Origin of the sequence: Klebsiella sp. HN106 (assembly GCF_051209435.1) — a bacterium.
Taxonomy (GTDB): Bacteria; Pseudomonadota; Gammaproteobacteria; order Enterobacterales; family Enterobacteriaceae; genus Klebsiella; species Klebsiella oxytoca.
Map to the genome: position 1 here is coordinate 24,247 of NZ_JBLURD010000016.1, position 16,161 is coordinate 40,407.

Genomic DNA, 16,161 nt, shown 5'->3' on the forward strand with positions numbered 1-16,161 from the left:
ACTATTCCCTCTCGCAGGTCGTTGTAAGATAAATCACGTTTTCAGGCGAATGTAGATCGAACTGGTAGGGCACATGGCAACGTCGATCGGTCCCTTTTCCCCAACGCACCAGCAATGAGCCTGAGGGAGTGCTGATACGGGCATAAACCTGCCCACCCTGCCCGACCATCCCAATGACGGCCCCTTCGCTGTTAATGACCTCGGCCCCCATCGGCGGGATGCCGCCATCCGCCATTTTCACCGCGATAAGCACCGCTTTGCCGGTAATCGTGGAGAAGTTCACCCGCGCGATCGCGCCGGCATAGGGAACAACTTGTTGGCTTCCCCCCGTCAGTTCAGCATCGCTGCGCATCTGGCGAGTATCGAGTGAGACGTTGTTGCGACGATACGGAGATAGCGCAGGTAAAATGGCGTAACCGAAACTGTCGATTACCGCCCCCTGACCGTTCTGGACGACTGCGCCCTGCGCGCCATCGGCGTGAATTAATGCAAAAGTGTCGCTGGCGTAAGGACCGAGCGTTACGCCACCGGAATGCAGCACCAGGGTCCCGGAGGAGCCCAGCGCCACCTGCCGATAGTCCTTTCCCTGGTCGTAGCCCGCACGCAGCGCGCCAAAACGGGTGTTTTGCTGGAGATTACCGCCGAAAGTCGTCGATGCCCCTTCGTCCCCATTGCGATAGCGCTCATAGCCGCCATAAACAGACCAGGAGAGTTCGCTCTGCTCGCCACGGGTCCCGGTCATCGACAGGGTTGAAGAGTGATTCGCGCGCGACTGGTTATAGTTCATCGCTACGGATGTCGGGCTATCGCCCCAGTCAAATGGAATGGAGAGAGTAAAAGACAGCGTCGTCTCGGTATATTTTTGCCGCTGGCTCAGATCCTGCGGTTCGTTAACGCTGCGGTAGAAGCGGCCATAGTCCCAGGTGGAACGCTGCCTGGCGAGGTTAAATCCATAACTCACTTTTTGCCACTGGTTGCTGTAGCCTAGCTGCAGCTGCGTGATCCGCGACTGATTATTGTAGTAATCGGCGGTACTGGCGCTGAGATTGAGCGTACCTGAATGGCCTAAGGGCTGGCTGACGGTCGCCGAAAGGCGTTGACGTTGATGCAGCGTATCGGAGTAGTAATCAATGCCGTTTTGCGCCTGTCGACGTACGCCAAATACATCCTCCAAATCGCGGAATCCACCGGTTGAGTAGCGATAGGCCGCCAGCACCAGATTCGTGCCTGTGGAAAAGGTCTTGCTATAGCTCAGCTCCGCTCGCCAGCCCTGCTGACGGTCATTATGCTCCACTCGCGCGCCAGACCAGGTGGCGTTCATGCCGAATGCGCCAAGGCGGGTCGCCCATACGCCGCCGATCAGCCAGGCCTGATAATCATGCGCCAACCGCGATCCGAGGTTAAGAGTGAGATTATTATTTACCCCGTGCTGCAGCGTCCCCTCAAGGAAGCGGTTGTCGATGCGGTAGTACTGGCGGACCTTGCCAACAGCAAAAGAGTAGTGCCAGTTGCCTGGTCGCACCGAGTCGGGAACCGCAGAATAGGGCACGGTAAAGCGCGATACTTTTCCGTTAGCCTCAATCACTTCAACCTGCAAATCACCCTGATAGCGGGTGTTGTAAAGATCGTCAATAGCGAACGGTCCGGGCGGAACATGGGTTTCATAGATAACTTTGCCCAGCTGTTTGACGACCACCCGCGCGCTGCTTGCCGCCACGCCGCGTACCTCTGGCGCATAGCCGCGTTTGCCCTGCGGCCACATGCGCTCATCCGTGGCGAGTTTCATACCATTAAACGACAGGCTGCCGAATAAACTGGAGTCAGTGTAGTTATCGCCAAACGTCAGGATGCTGTCGATTGCGGCGAGTGGTCGCTGCACCCAACTGCGTACGCGATTGTAATGCCAGTCGCTACCGCTCTGGTTGCTGTCGGCATAGCGCAGGTTACCCTGATGGCGGAGCTGCCACAGTCCAATGTTGCTGCCAGCGTTGATCCCGCTCCACAAATACTGGTAGCGGAAGTGCTGGCGGGTGTTGCCCGTGTGGGTCCAGTTGGTGTTATGGCGTAAAAACAGAGCCAGCACGCCGCTGTCCCACTGCGAAGGCGGAAGATAGCCGCGCGGCCTGTGTATCAGCTCGCTCATCGGCAGCGTAAGCCGGAGCTGTAGCATCGCGCTATCAAATTGCCATTCGCCCTGGGATACCCATTCCCTGAGCGGACGACAGCTATTTTGAGGCGCTTTGTCCGGGAGCGATTTTACCCGAGCGGCCTGCATCAGCGATAACGGAAGGCAGGGCTCCGTGCGTTGTTCGCCATTGACTGGAGTAAAGCGGATCTTTACGCCGGATTTTAGCAGCGAGCCATTGACCATAACGTCAACCAGATACTCTCCGGCGGGCGTACCGGGTCCGTTAACGCTCGCCATACCTTGCCCGTAAGCCGTCCCCTGCAGCAGAGAAGGATCAAAATAGTATTCTTCGCCAAAAGCCTGACCGGAGCAGGCTACGGCTAAGAAAACGAAGATGTTTTTGCGACAGAACTTAACCTTCGGCGACATGATAACGCTCGCTTATCCTTGCACCCTGGTCGTTAACCAACGTCACGGTGACGGTACCGTTAAGCGAGTTGGCGCTGAATTTTCCAGGTATCCAGAAAGTACGGCTGGAGAAAGGTGGAACCATTTCGACATTAAGCTGACGTGATACGCCGCTTGCCGTCACGCTCAGGTTGCTGAGGGATGCATACCAGGGCTGCGGGTTGCTGATAACAATACCGGCACCTTTTCGGGCATTACGCACTACGGTAACGTGCAGCTTTTTAGCCAGATTGCCCGGTGAACCAATCCCTTCCGGCCTGTAAAAAAGTTTGATCCGCGTCCGTAACATCACCAGCACTTTATTCTGCTGACGGCCGCCGATATTGGCCGGCGGTACCTGCAATGCATTGAACCAGAAGACAGATTCACGATCGGGCGGCAGCACTTTACGCTGGCTATACACCACGCGCACCACCTGGCCTGCTTTTGGCTGGATACGAAATACCGGCGGCGTCGAGATAAAAGGAATGCCGCTCGCGTTCTCTGGCCCAATACGCATATCGCCATCGTCAAACCAGGTTTGTACGACATAGGGAAAGTCATCGTTATTTTTTAGCTGTACATCGACAGAGGGTACGGTCGACGGGTAGATAATCCGACTGCCTACAATGGTGACGCTGGCCCATACCGCGGCAGCGGGAAGAAACAGGAGTAGCAGCGCCATCAGATAGCGCAGCCCTGAACGGGTAGCATCCTTTTTCATTGCAACAACTCCATTGCTATCAAAAGGGTCCGACGACAAGCACCGGACCAGGAAGCGTTTTTACAGGTAGGAAACGGCGTACTGGAGAGTGGCTTCGACCGTACCAGCCGATGCCGCGCCGTTGGCGTAATACTGCGCGGTATAAGTGGCGCTGGCTTCCGTCTCTCCCGGCTTCAGCTGCAGATCGCCTTCACCTTTGAAACCGTTGGTCAGATTGATAACTTTCTCAGCCGTATCGAGAATCTGGACTTCTACATTGGCGGCGTCCCCGGTATTTCCAAGATTACCGTTGCTGGTCACCTGGTTACCGACAAAAACGGTAGAGATTTTGGTCGGTTTATCGGCATTACCCGTACAGCCGGTGAGACCAATATCAAATGTCACCTGACCTGCGGTATCGCCGCCTTTCGCCAGTTCTTTGGCACTCACCGTCGGCAGAATAACTACCGGTTTTGCCTGATTACCGTTAATGGCTACAGAACAGGTTTCATCGGAAACTTCACCACGAAAGGTAATGGTATTATTGGACATCGCAAATGTACTGGTAGAAATAAAAAGTGAGGCTGTAAGCAAAGCCAGTGTCGTTTTCTTGAACATGGTCGTTTATTCCTTTATTGCTGTTTATTTTCAACTAACGCTACTCGCTCTGCTAATAAAGCAGATAAAGCAAACGTCCTTTGGTTGAGGCCAAACAAAATAGCTTGTCGCCGGGCAAGTTTTATTGTGCGCCCCTTTGAAACAGGGCGTATAGCAACTGGCGTTATAGCCCCGCGGCGCTATCATGCTTAAGGCCAATCTTAGAAATAATTTTCGGAAAAGAGCTTCCTGACGTGCTGAATAACCCTTAAATTTTCCTTACTTACCTGGCATGCGGAAATTCATAAATTCAAATGCCGGTAAGAAAAATTCACAAAAACCAAATAACCACATGATTTAAAAGCAAGTAAACTAAATAAAAAACATTTTTAGCATCAGTATGAATGTCGTCACAGAAGGCTACTGATGCAAAGAGGGATGAAATCCTCCTGCCCCATGTTAATATAGCAAGCGACAGCAAAACGTATTAAAGATCGGGTTTGCCATGGATGAGAAATCGTTACTAATAGCTAAAAAGGTGATATTTGACAGCGCTAAAATGACATTAACCAACGGTGATAAAATCATTAAAATTTCAGAATCGGAGACAAATTTACTCCTTGCCTTCTATCGCGGAATATATAAAAAGGAAGATATTATTAATTTTGTCTGGAAGAACCGTGCGGGTTGTGTTTCCGAATCGAGTTATTACAAGCTCATTAACCAGATGCGGAATAACTTTGTTCTTGTTGGCCTGAATGCGGCCGATATTGTTACGCGACCACGAATTGGCGTCTCGTTATCATTGGCGTTAGAACCCATCAAAAAAGAACCTACGCCACGATGCGAAAACGTCAGGGATGCAGGGTGCGAAAAAGATAGCCAACGGGCTCTCACGCCGGACGTTAAAAAGATTTCAGCCAAAATACGCCCTCTCGTCCTGACCATTACACTATTGTTGTTAACGGGTGTTGCGATGCTATTTCAGCATGCGCCAGAGCAAAATAAACACAACAGTAGCTTCAGGATGCTCGGTAATGAGGATGACTATATCTTCTTTAAGATGGCCACCGATAAAGTGACATTTAAGGAGGTGGTTTCGGCTTATCACACCCTGACGCTGCCGCTATCTCGCCAGAACGGACATTATCTTTATTATCTCCGCGAACCGAATATGAATCTTTTTTTGCAGTGTCTGAACCCTGTTGAAACGGCGGTACCTAAATGCATTACCATCAAAGAACGCTACTAGTCATCCTGTGCGGTCTGCTCTGCGGATGTATCATGCTGGCAACGCTGGTATATCAAGGAGCCAGGCGCGACGCAGACGAAATACATAATCTTATTTGCACTGCCAAATCAACTATTTATATAAAGCCGAGAGAGCTCATACTGAACGGAACTTTGGTGCTGGATCTTAAGTCGAACCGCATTGCTATTCATTATTCCGTGCAGGATCAACGGCGAGAGCAGCGGTTATTCTTTCAGGATGTTGCAATCACCCCGCTTAACCGCACCGGCATGAAAACCTACACCTTTCGGGTTAAAGCCGTGCACAAATTTAATTCTGATACGACGGGTGAGATGTTTTCCTGGCTGCGTCTCCTGCAGCCGGCAACCGAGAATGAGCTGACGATAAATAAAATCGGTCCGAGGGCCTATCTTTTTTCACTGAACCGGCAGATCTATAATTTCTGCACCACCAGCGGCGGCGCTAAAGCATAATGAGTATTGCGACCATCGAGACAGCCGCGCATCCCTTCGTGAATGAGAGACAAAACCAGTGAAACTAAAGCTATCTTTTGTGATTTGTTCAGTGCTTTTGCCGCTGGTCGTGATGATTATATTAGCGCTGCTGGTCAGCGTACTACAGTTTAAACAGGACGTCGCCCTGAGCGCGAATACCTTATTACGTTTCAGTAACGATGTATCAACCGCCTCATGGCGGGTCACCGCAAAAACCGTAAAAATAGCGGACAGACCCTGCGCTGAAATGCTGTCGGAGCTTAACCGAACCCGCGCCTTTACCCCTTATATCCGCGATATCGGTCTGCTGGAAAACGGCAACCTGCTCTGTTCCTTTGTTACCAGGGAGCAGGCGCACCCTTTTCCTTTGCCGCCGGGTAAATCGCTCCCGACGCCATTACCTGCCAGATGGGTCCGTTCATTTGACTTGATGGCCGGAGGACCAGGCAGACCCGCGGTGGTTTACACGGAGCAGGTGACGGCGCAAAAATCAGCGTTTGTCATCGTCGATTCTCGCTATATTCAGGAACTGATGGATGTCCTCGCAGAGGAAAGAGCCGCCGTATTCAGCCTGCGGTTTGGCGAGGGCGATAGGATTATCAGCCAACCAGCGCAGCGTGACAGAATAGTGATGACCCAGCATTTCGTCACCGCCGACGGTAAGATTTCGCTTACCGTCGGCGCGCCTCTCGCGGCATTGATGGCTCTGTGGATGAAATCTCTGCTTATCTTTATCCCTTTCTCGCTTTGCTTCTCATTTATGACCCTTTTTCTTTACCGACATTGGGCCCAGAAACGGCTATCCATGGCCCGAGAAATCACCCGCGGTATGAAAAACGGGCAGTTCACAGTGCATTATCAACCTGTATTTAACGTCAGCCGCGCTCATTGCGGCGGCGTGGAGGCATTAATGCGCTGGCCCCTTCCGGATGGGAGTTTTATTACTCCCGACATCTTCATCACCGCGGCAGAAAACGAAGGGATGATCGTTCCGCTTTCGCGTCACTTATTTAAGCTCATCGCCCAGGATGTCGAACGGTGGCAGGTTGCCGGGGATTTTTATATCAGCGTAAATATTTCACCTGAACATCTGGTGCATGAGAGTTTTATTGCCGATGTTGAATCGCTACTGGCAAGCTTAGGGAAACTGCGCCTCATGCTGGAGCTCACCGAACGCAGCCTCATTGTCCAACCGGCTTTAGTGTCAGATAAGCTCATGCAGCTGCGTGAGAAAGGCGTACTGATAGCGATTGACGATTTTGGTACCGGCTACTGCTCGCTTTCTTACCTTCAGCAGCTTCCGGCTGATTATCTGAAAATCGATCGTACTTTTGTCGATACGATTGATACCAGCGGCAGCGACGTGCCCATTCTGGATACCATTATTATGCTTAGTCAAAGACTGGGACTTAATATCGTTGCGGAAGGCGTCAGTTCAGAGCATCAGCTGCGCTATATCCTCGATCATAACGTAGGTTTTATACAGGGCTATCTTTACGCAAAGCCGATGAATTCAGCTGATTTTACGGTCTGGCTTGATACACGGGGCAATGAGCAAAATGAAAGGATTAAAAGTAAAAACCTTTCAATAGATCGGTAGGCGCTGAGGTAACATAATGGTTAAACCAGAACGACTCATTCTTAGCAGAAGGCCCTATGAGTAAGAATAAGTACCTAATTGATAAGAAAGTCATTCTTGATTGCGAGCGGATGACCTTATCACGCGATCGCGAAAGCTTAAAAATTTCTGAATCTGAATGCAATTTGCTCCTTGCTTTTCATCAGGGACTCTTTAAAAAAGATGATTTAATCGCCTGGGTGTGGGGACGAAAAGGTGTGGTGGTTTCCAGTGCCAGCTATTACAAATTAATCAATCAATTACGCGGTTCGTTTGAAAAAATCGGCCTTCCCAGTTCTGCGGTATTAACGCGCCCTAAGGTTGGTGTGACGCTCTCGGTAACTATCGAACCACTGCCAGATGAATCAACACCCGTAACGCAAAATAGAGCCAGCGACACCGTTGCGCCAGTTGCAGAATCGTTGCCTGAGCCAACGCAGTCTTCGCAGGCAGTTTCAAACCGAAAAGAGTGGCTATTTTTAATCTGCGCAACGCTGTTCCTGCTGATGGTCATTTATCTCTACAGCAAACGCCATCCAGACTACTTTTCTGAGCTGGGAACCTATAACGGATATACCTTTTATGGTGTCACTGAAGATAATCGGTCTCTCGAGGATGCGGTGGGGGCTTTTTCCGAACTGAGTCAGCAAGTCTATAAGCAAAACGGCAATTTCATTTATTATATTCGCGTTCCTGACACCAATATTTTTGTTCAGTGTCTGAATCAACTGAATGTTTCGGAGCCCAAATGCATCACTATCAAAGAACGGTATTAAGAGGCATTACGCTACTTATTCTGGCAGCATCTTTTGTGCTGCTGATTTTACAGACACGCCAGCAGCGCTATCCTCTGTCAGATGCGGATTCATTTCTATGCACCACTAAAACGGTAACTTCAGTCCTGCCTGGCAATTTTCTCGCTAATGGCAATATCGTCCTCGATTTCAAAAACAAACGCATTACATTGCAGTATGACATCACCACTAAAGAGCAAATCAAAAAAGTGTTGTATCGCGATGTGTATATGAAGAACCTGCAAATGCCTGGCCCCGGCATTTATACATTTGATGTCGATTCGGTAAAAGTTTTTTCTACCGACACCGCCGGTGATTTTTTAGCACATTTTCGCGTATTGCACCCCGATGCCGCCAATGAAATTCGCATCACCAGGGTCGGTAACAGCACTTATTTGTACTCAATCAATCGGCAGATATATAACGTATGTACCGCGCAATAAACCAACGCCGGCGTGAAAGAATTGATATAAAACCAGTAATATCAAAAAGTTATAAAATCTTACTTTTTTCTGAAAACGTCGGTAAAATACATGTAAGACTAATTTCATAACTTTTACTCGCTTTTTCTGGTTATATGGCTGCCGCAATCATCCTTCTACGGTTATTGCTTATACATAAGCATTGTTCTTTTCACCAACAAGGAGCTTTACATGCAGCGTGCTTTTTCACCATGGATTATGGCAGCACTATTATTTTCGCCCTCATTAGCGTTGGCGATGGAAAACCATACCCTCTCCCTTGGCTATGCCCAAACGCATCTTAGCGCGTTAAAGAAATCTGCAAGTAAGGATCTTCGCGGGCTCAATCTAAAATATCGCTATGAGTTCAATTCTGACTGGGGTGTATTGACCTCTCTCACGGCAACTCGTCATGAAGTACAACATTACCGTTGGGACGCAGGAAAACTACATAAAGATGGCGATAATACCACTAGCTATAGTTCGTTAATGGTAGGACCGACCTACCGGATTAATGACTATGTTAGTTTATATGGTAATGTAGGTATGGCTGGTATGAAGGTCAAAAACCGTGACAATCAATCTTCCTCAGAAGATGCTTTTGCCTATGGTGCAGGTCTTATTTTTAATCCATTCACTAACCTTTCCCTGGATGTGTCATGGGAAACAGCCAAATTACTTTACGTTGATACAAACACATTTGGCGTGAGCGTAGGTTATCGTTTTTAATAAATAAAGATGCCTCTGTTTATGGCAAGGAATTCATCATCTCTGACAAAAAAAAAGAATATCATCACTACGGTAAGAGACGTTATAGCCCTTTTAAGTATTTATATAAAATTATTCTTATAAGCTATACACCCCTTAAATCCTCCGGGTAGAACATTTTATTGCCAGCACGATGCGCCTCAACATCCGACTGGCTTCGCACCCTATTTGATTATTTTTAGCGATTTTGATTAAGGATTTTACATGAACAAAAAATTAGTCTTTCTCTCCGCTCTTATGCTCACAGCTTGCAGCGCTAATTCCCTCCAGCACGGTGCTGAAGGCGTGCGGGTAACGCATAATGAACCGGACACTTCGTGCACCTATTTAGGCGATGTCACCGGTAGCCAGGGGAATTTTTTCACGGGAGGCTGGACGTCAAACAGCAATCTGGAGACGGGTGCCCGTAACGATCTAAAAAATAAAGCGTGGAAAATGGGGGGGAACGTGGTGGTACTGTTAACCCAAAGGGCTGGCCAAACCGGAAGCGCCTATCATGGCACAGGCTCAAGCCAGCAAACCAATGTGACATTAAGCGGAACCGTTTACCGCTGCCCACGTTAAAATACGCTATTCTGGCTCACCATCCGGCGGCCCTGCCAAAGATATCCCTAACGCAGTTGAGATGCTCATCGACCCGTGAGCATCTCAACTGCGATTCTCGCATTGGAGAACGCATCTTGATCCAGTCTGGCTGAAGAATACGCCTAACCCCATAGCAGAAAAGGGATTTTTTCTTACAATTGCACTCCTGCCAAACTACAGATTCTGCGCTTCATATTGTTTTATGTACGGGTTACGCCTCCCTCGGCCTGACGGGACAATAAGGTAGATGGCAGAAAATGAATGTGACAAGAAGGCTTGCAACCACCTATGTCCTGCTGGTTGAACCCCTCAACGGGTTACTGAAAAACACCAGTGCTTCCCGGGTTGTTACTGAAGTGCGTAAAGCCGTACTGAAAATTTCGGAAGCGCAGAGGCTTAACCTGACGGCTAACGCTCATATCGGGATTGCCATGCATCTGTCCTGTCTTATCGATAAAAAGTTGACTGAAGGACCTGCTTCCGCTCCCATTCGTCAAACACGTGCCGGAAATCAGGCCTTTTCCAGGGATCCGGTACTGAAGATTTTCTCAAAAGAGCTACATGCTCTGGAGACTAAGTTTCAGATAGAATTCAGTGATGATGAAATTGTGTACCTGAAATCACTGTTTGAACAGAATACTTTTTAAAGAGCTGATGAAAAGAGCCTTCATTATATTGAATCATGTGAATCCAGGGCTTCGATATGCTCATGTATGCCATCTCATGGATGGCAGTAGGCAGTTGCGCGCAGTTCATTAAGCTTTACTGGCGACATGGCGTTAATCATATACAAATCAGGGGGGGCTAATTGTGGCTCAGCATGCAGGATCAATCTGCAACCGCATGATATACCGCCCCAGACCTGGTGCCTGTTATCCCACTGAACGTTAATTACTTTCACGAGAGCAAAAATGAAATTTCTACCTGCAACAAACTTGCGGTCGGCGAAACCATGCCTGTCCCCCGTTGCTGCCTGACAAATGCTGCTTGCATGCTTGCTGGAATAACATTATGACCGACACACCATTCAGTGATGAAACGGTAATTCAGAACATATCGATCCCGGTATTACTCTCGCTAATGCCATTAACTTTCTAGTGGAAAAGTACGAACTAGTTCGTATCGATTGCAGAGGGTTTAGCTGGCAAGAACAAACGCCATATCTCACGATTATTGATATCATGAGGGCCCGCCGCGATCTGGGTTTAATGAATCGTAATTAGTCTGATGTTAACGGTATCGCTGCTTTTGAGTATGCCTGCCATTTGGTATCTTCTCGCTTCCTGCTGATTCATCGACAAAGGTAATTGCTTGAATTTAAAGCCTCTGTGCTTTGGGGGTATAAGTAAAGTTATAACTTGAAAACTTCATATTTTTCAATTTACTGAACAGCTTGTTCTAATCCCTTCGCCCTCCAGAATATCTCTTAAATTTCACTAATCTACTGAATCCGCAAGGATAGGTTTCAATGTCGATAATCGCCTGAAGAGTGGTAATGTTTTCTTCCCACAATATTTCATCGAGACGCAGGGTACGCCACTGACTCGGGATTGGAATATTGGTAATAACCGATACAATAACCGACTGATGCACCTTGGTCTGTCCGTCAGCGTGGTAGGAGAAATTAGCTCTCCACATTCTCGCAAAAACGACTTGATGATCGTTGGTTCAGGCTCCGGAGAGACCCAACGCCTGATCAACCAGGTGAAAATAGCAAAGAATAGATCCAGATGTCCCTATTGAAGATGTTGCGGGAACGGTGAAAGACCTGATCGCTGAAGGCAAAGTTAAACATTTCGGTCTGTCCGAAGCGGGTGCGCAAACTATTCGTCGTGCGCATGCCGTACAACCTGTCACTGCCCTACAAAGCGAATACTCAATGTGGTGGCGCGAGCCTGAGCGGGAGATCCTGCCGTTGCTGGAGGAATTGGGTATTGGTTTTGTACCCTTCAGTCCATTAGGTAAGGGCTTCCTGACAGGATCGATTAGGCCAGGAACCACTTTTGGCAAGGATGACTACCGCAGCACAGTACCGCGTTTCGCCGGGCAGGCGATTGAAGCCAATGAAAAGCTGGTTTCATTGCTGGGTGAACTGGCGGCAGAGAAAGGTGTGACGTCTGCACAAATCGCGCTGGCGTGGCTGCTGGCACAAAAGCCGTGGATTGTTCCTATCCCTGGTACCACCAAACTGCATCGACTGGAAGAAAACCTTGGGGCTGCCGACATCATCCTTTCTCAGGATGACTCACGGCAGATAACCCAGGCGCTTGAAACCATTAAAATCGTCGGCGAACGTTACTCCCCTGAACATCAGGCTCGCGTGGGCCGTTAATACCCGGACGGGTCCGTGCTCTATTGCGGACCCTTATTTCGTTTGATTAATCAGGCAGATAACTCAGATAGTTTTGAATCAGATACATATCTGCTAACGCCATAGTGATAGATGCCGCCGGAGAAGTCGTGAATAGACATGCCGGAAACAGATTATCCTGCCTACCCCCGCACCATTTCATGAACCTGTTTGTATTAGCTTTAAATTTGTGATCCATATTGCAAAAACGGTTCAAAAGCCAGAAACAAAAAAACAAACTAAATCAAACAAGTAATTGAGAATTAATCATTCATAAATATGACAAAAGTCACAAAATCACAATCAGGTTACTATTTTTAAGAAAAGGTCACTTTTTTACTATGTCATCACCGTTGCGAACAGGGAAAGATAGCGAGATCGGCAACACATTGACGCGCGAAGGCATTCAGGAGTCGAGATGGCGGTGGTTATAACCTATGTATGTGAGCTTCACGAAGGTGTTCATGCCCGGCCTGCCGGATACATCGCGCGGCTATGTAATCTGTTCCGGGCAGATATCGACTGGGAAAACACCCGTACGGGACTACTGGCAAATGCGAAAAGCGCCCTCTCGCTGATTGCCAGTGACACGCTGGTAAACGATACATGCCGCATCACCCTTTGCGGAGAGTTTGATACGATGGACGCAGTCAAGTTGCTCACGCTGCTTTCGGATCTCCCGACTTTTAGCTTTGAACCGGAACCAATAACCACGCAGGGGTATCTGCCCCGCTGCCTGCGCGAGTTGAACCCACAGGTGATTCAGGGAACTCGCATAAATAAAGGCGCAGCCATCGCCAGACCACAGATAATGCAGAGCCTGACTTTCACCGATATTATCGCCCGCAATCCAGGGTATATCGGCAATATTGAAAGTGAAAAAGCCCGCTTTCTTACCGGATTAGATGCGTTACGCGTAGAGCAAGAGGCCGCACTCGGAAAAAACCAGGGTATTGAACACGATCTTATTGCGGCACATCTATCTCTGATAACCGACATCGCATTTCAGGATAGTGCGATCGGTTATCTGAATAACAACATGAATGCCTGGTCGGCCATCGCGCAGGCGTCCCTTGACTTTTGCCATCAGCTTGAGCGCTCGCCTAGCCAGTATCTGCAGGAGCGCGCCCTGGATATTCTTGATATTGCGACGCAGCTCATCAGTGCGATCTATGGCGAACAGGCTCTGGCTTACCACCCACCTTTGCTAAATGAACCGACAATTGTTTTCGCCAGTCATCTGACCCCCAACCAGTTTCTGGCGCTAAACCGCAAACACCTTGCAGGTCTGGTGCTCTCCTCTACGGGGAAAACCTCCCATACAGCCATACTGGCTCGTTCGTCAGGTATCCCAACCCTGGCGGATATCGATTTTTCATCGCTGGATTTCGATGTCGATCAGCTGATAATCATTGATGGTGAGCCGGGGATCCTGATTACCCATCCGGATGAGAAAGTTCTGCGCTACTACCGTCATGAAATTGCCGTCCAGCAGGATATGCAGCAGCGGCTGCGGGAAAATGCTTTAGCGCCCGCAAGAACCCGCGATGGGCATCGCGTAGAGGTAGCCGCTAATATTGCAAGCCTGGCCGAAGCGCAGGCGGCCTTTGAAAACGGCGCGGAAAGCATCGGCCTGTTTCGCACCGAGATAACCTATATGGGCCGCGATTACCCGCCCTCCTGCGCTGAACTGACAAACCTGTATAAACAGGTTGTTACTCTGGCAGGGGGGAAGCCCGTTATCTTTCGCACCTTCGATATCGGCGGTGATAAACCGGTTGGATACCTAAGCGTCGACAATGAAGAAAACCCGTTTCTTGGTTTCCGGGCAGTGCGTACTTATCCGCAATATCGCGACCTTTTTTCCACCCAACTGAAGGCTATTCTGAGCGCCTCAACATCAGGTAAAGCCAAAATTATGCTGCCGATGATTTCTCGGGTGGAAGAACTTATCTGGTGTCGTGAGGTACTGGAATCGGTTAAACAGGAGATGCGCCACGAGGGTCTGGCATTTGATGAACAGACAGCGCTCGGAATCATGCTGGAAGTACCTTCGGTACTCTTTTCTATGGCAGAGATGGCAGAACATGCGGATTTCTTCAGCGTGGGCAGTAATGACCTGACGCAATACTTTTTCGCCGCAGACCGAGGTAATGCACAGGTAAAAACGCTTTATGACAGTTGCACGCCACCGTTTTTACGCGCCCTGCAATTCGCAGTGAAAGAGGCTCATCGCGCCGGTAAGCCTGTCGGGTTGTGCGGTGAACTCGCTGCTGACGAAACCATTCTCCCACTGCTTATCGGCATTGGCTTTGATGAATTGAGTATGAACTACACCGCGATTCCGGGGATTAAGCACGCCCTGGGCCAACTCAGTGCCGGAGATTGCCGGTCGCTGACGCAGAATCTTTTGCAAAATCACAACGCACAACAGTTCAAAGCCGCATTACAAAACTCGAGCGTTAGTGCGGCGCAAAAGCCGCTACTGTCGCCGGAGATGGTTTTATGGGGAATTGACGCCGCTGATAAAAACGAGGCTATCAAAATGATGGTTGATAACCTGTGGCTTCAGCAGCGCACCAATACACGTGACAGGCTCTGCAGTGATATCTGGGCTCGCGAAGTGCCTTTTCCTACCGTCGTTGGCTCGGGCTTTGCTATCCCCCATGCCCAAACGGACGCTGTCAGGGATTCCTCCGTCAGTATTGCCACGCTCAGGCAACCTATCGCCTGGGGCGGCGTCATGGTGGATACCCTGTTCATGCTGACGATTAGCAAATCCGCGCAGGATAACGAGCATATGAAGTACTTCTCCAGCCTGGCGCGCATGCTCATGAATGATGAATTTGTCAGCCAGATTAAAGCGGCAAAAAGCCCGGAAGCGCTTTACACGCTGATATCCAGAACTCTGGTCTTCTGAGCAGCAAACGTTACGAGGCTGACATGTTAAAACTATTAAAAAATACTAAACGACATTTTATGACCGGCGTCTCCTACATGATCCCGTTTGTCGTCGCTGGTGGTGTTCTGTTGGCGCTCGCGGTGATGTTTAACGGGGAAGCCGCCGTACCGGACCATGGTTTCCTGAAGGCCATGTCGCAAATTGGTATGGCTGGCTTAACCCTGTTTATCCCCATCCTGTCAGGATTTATCGCGTATTCGATGGTCGATAAACCGGGCATCGCGCCGGGTGCCATCGGCGGCCTGATGGCTTATCAGATGGGCGCCGGATTTTTAGGCGGCATGCTCTCCGGGATTATTGCCGGGCTGGTCGTCTATGTTCTGTTGAACCTGATCGCCCGGCTTAAAATCCCCCACTTCCTGCGCATGGTATTACCGATATTTATTATTCCGCTGATCGGGACCTTCCTCACCGGCATGGCGGTGTATTACATCATTGGCGACCCGATTGCCGGGCTGATGAAGTGGCTTAGCGTCTGGCTTGGCAATATGCAGGGCGCGTCGTTTATTATCCTCGGTACCATCCTGGGCTGCATGATCGCCGTTGACATGGGCGGCCCAATGAATAAAACCGCTTTTTTCTTTGCTGTTGCACTGATCTCAACGAACCCGCAGCTGATGGCGGCAGTCGCTGCCGCCGACTGTACTCCGCCTCTGGGGCTGGCGCTGGCAACCTTTCTGTTTAAAGACATCTTTAATGATGTGGAGCGAGAAGCCGGTAAGCCAGCGATAATTATGGGCTTTATGGGGATAACAGAAGGGGCAATTCCGTTTGCGGCGGCGGATCCGGTACGGGTGATCCCGGCAATTATGCTTGGCAGTGCGGTTGCGGCGATCCTCTCACTATGGTTTGGCGCAACCAACGCCGCCCCGTGGGGCGGACTTATCGTATTACCGGTAGTCAGCAACCATTTTGGCTACATCGTTTCGGTGGTCGCCGGGAGCATCACCACCGCCTTTGCGGTGAAAATCCTGAAGACAGTTATCAAACCTCGGGCATAAT

At 49.5% G+C, this 16,161-nt stretch carries 13 protein-coding genes and 3 pseudogenes; 13 read left to right on the forward strand and 3 right to left on the reverse strand.

Translation table 11 applies throughout. The annotated features are described in order from the left end of the window. Position 1: 1 nt before the first annotated feature. The 3 genes from ACSIPU_RS25500 to ACSIPU_RS25510 are packed head-to-tail and all read right to left on the reverse strand — an operon-like array spanning position 2 to position 3,896. On the reverse strand, positions 2-2,557 hold the full coding sequence (locus tag ACSIPU_RS25500) for a fimbrial outer membrane usher protein (RefSeq protein WP_032729052.1): 2,556 nt from the start codon (positions 2,555-2,557) through the stop codon (positions 2-4). Continuing rightward, entirely contained in the window at positions 2,541-3,299 is a 759-nt protein-coding gene (locus tag ACSIPU_RS25505) for a fimbria/pilus periplasmic chaperone (RefSeq protein ID WP_435322439.1), read from the reverse strand. The genes ACSIPU_RS25500 and ACSIPU_RS25505 overlap by 17 nt, the downstream gene beginning before the upstream one ends. 60 nt (positions 3,300-3,359) lie before the next feature. Continuing rightward, positions 3,360-3,896, reverse strand: coding sequence for a fimbrial protein (locus ACSIPU_RS25510; protein WP_004105475.1), 537 nt, complete (start codon positions 3,894-3,896; stop codon positions 3,360-3,362). A 484-nt stretch (positions 3,897-4,380) separates the two neighbouring features. On the opposite strand from ACSIPU_RS25510, the gene ACSIPU_RS25515 reads away from it, so the two are divergent. The 13 genes and pseudogenes from ACSIPU_RS25515 to ACSIPU_RS25575 all read left to right on the forward strand — a co-directional run bounded on the left by ACSIPU_RS25515 (position 4,381) and on the right by ACSIPU_RS25575 (position 16,160). Next, positions 4,381-5,127, forward strand: coding sequence for a winged helix-turn-helix domain-containing protein (locus ACSIPU_RS25515; protein ID WP_032729053.1), 747 nt, complete (start codon positions 4,381-4,383; stop codon positions 5,125-5,127). A 32-nt stretch (positions 5,128-5,159) separates the two neighbouring features. Next, the gene (locus ACSIPU_RS25520; RefSeq protein ID WP_023321600.1) at positions 5,160-5,600 is read left to right on the forward strand and encodes a hypothetical protein; all 441 of its coding nucleotides are present in this window, start codon (positions 5,160-5,162) and stop codon (positions 5,598-5,600) included. Between the two features lie 58 nt (positions 5,601-5,658). Continuing rightward, the gene (locus ACSIPU_RS25525; RefSeq protein WP_077254693.1) at positions 5,659-7,221 is read left to right on the forward strand and encodes an EAL domain-containing protein; all 1,563 of its coding nucleotides are present in this window, start codon (positions 5,659-5,661) and stop codon (positions 7,219-7,221) included. Between the two features lie 56 nt (positions 7,222-7,277). Next, positions 7,278-8,015: a winged helix-turn-helix domain-containing protein gene (locus ACSIPU_RS25530; protein WP_004105479.1), complete on the forward strand. Its 738-nt coding sequence runs from the start codon at positions 7,278-7,280 to the stop codon at positions 8,013-8,015. Beyond that, complete coding sequence (locus ACSIPU_RS25535; protein WP_196558197.1) at positions 7,988-8,476, forward strand: hypothetical protein; 489 nt, start codon at positions 7,988-7,990, stop codon at positions 8,474-8,476. The genes ACSIPU_RS25530 and ACSIPU_RS25535 overlap by 28 nt, the downstream gene beginning before the upstream one ends. Before the next feature lie 210 nt (positions 8,477-8,686). Beyond that, positions 8,687-9,223, forward strand: a complete 537-nt coding sequence (locus ACSIPU_RS25540) for an Ail/Lom family outer membrane beta-barrel protein (RefSeq protein WP_004105482.1) — start codon at positions 8,687-8,689, stop codon at positions 9,221-9,223. Between the two features lie 243 nt (positions 9,224-9,466). Then, the gene (locus tag ACSIPU_RS25545) at positions 9,467-9,826 is read left to right on the forward strand and encodes a DUF4156 domain-containing protein (protein WP_004105483.1); all 360 of its coding nucleotides are present in this window, start codon (positions 9,467-9,469) and stop codon (positions 9,824-9,826) included. Positions 9,827-10,104: 278 nt separating this feature from the next. Next, positions 10,105-10,494, forward strand: coding sequence for a PRD domain-containing protein (locus tag ACSIPU_RS25550; RefSeq protein ID WP_023321603.1), 390 nt, complete (start codon positions 10,105-10,107; stop codon positions 10,492-10,494). Positions 10,495-10,758: 264 nt separating this feature from the next. Further along, positions 10,759-11,070 (forward strand): annotated as a pseudogene (locus tag ACSIPU_RS25555) (TA system toxin CbtA family protein). Between the two features lie 349 nt (positions 11,071-11,419). Beyond that, positions 11,420-11,548, forward strand: a pseudogene (locus ACSIPU_RS25560) (6-phospho-3-hexuloisomerase); the annotation flags it as partial. A 16-nt stretch (positions 11,549-11,564) separates the two neighbouring features. After that, a pseudogene (locus ACSIPU_RS25565) lies at positions 11,565-12,179 on the forward strand (aldo/keto reductase); the annotation flags it as partial. 436 nt (positions 12,180-12,615) lie between these two features. Continuing rightward, positions 12,616-15,117, forward strand: coding sequence for a phosphoenolpyruvate--protein phosphotransferase (gene ptsP / locus ACSIPU_RS25570; RefSeq protein ID WP_435322440.1), 2,502 nt, complete (start codon positions 12,616-12,618; stop codon positions 15,115-15,117). Between the two features lie 23 nt (positions 15,118-15,140). Further along, on the forward strand, positions 15,141-16,160 hold the full coding sequence (locus ACSIPU_RS25575; RefSeq protein ID WP_196558198.1) for a PTS fructose transporter subunit IIC: 1,020 nt from the start codon (positions 15,141-15,143) through the stop codon (positions 16,158-16,160). Position 16,161 lies beyond the last annotated feature (1 nt).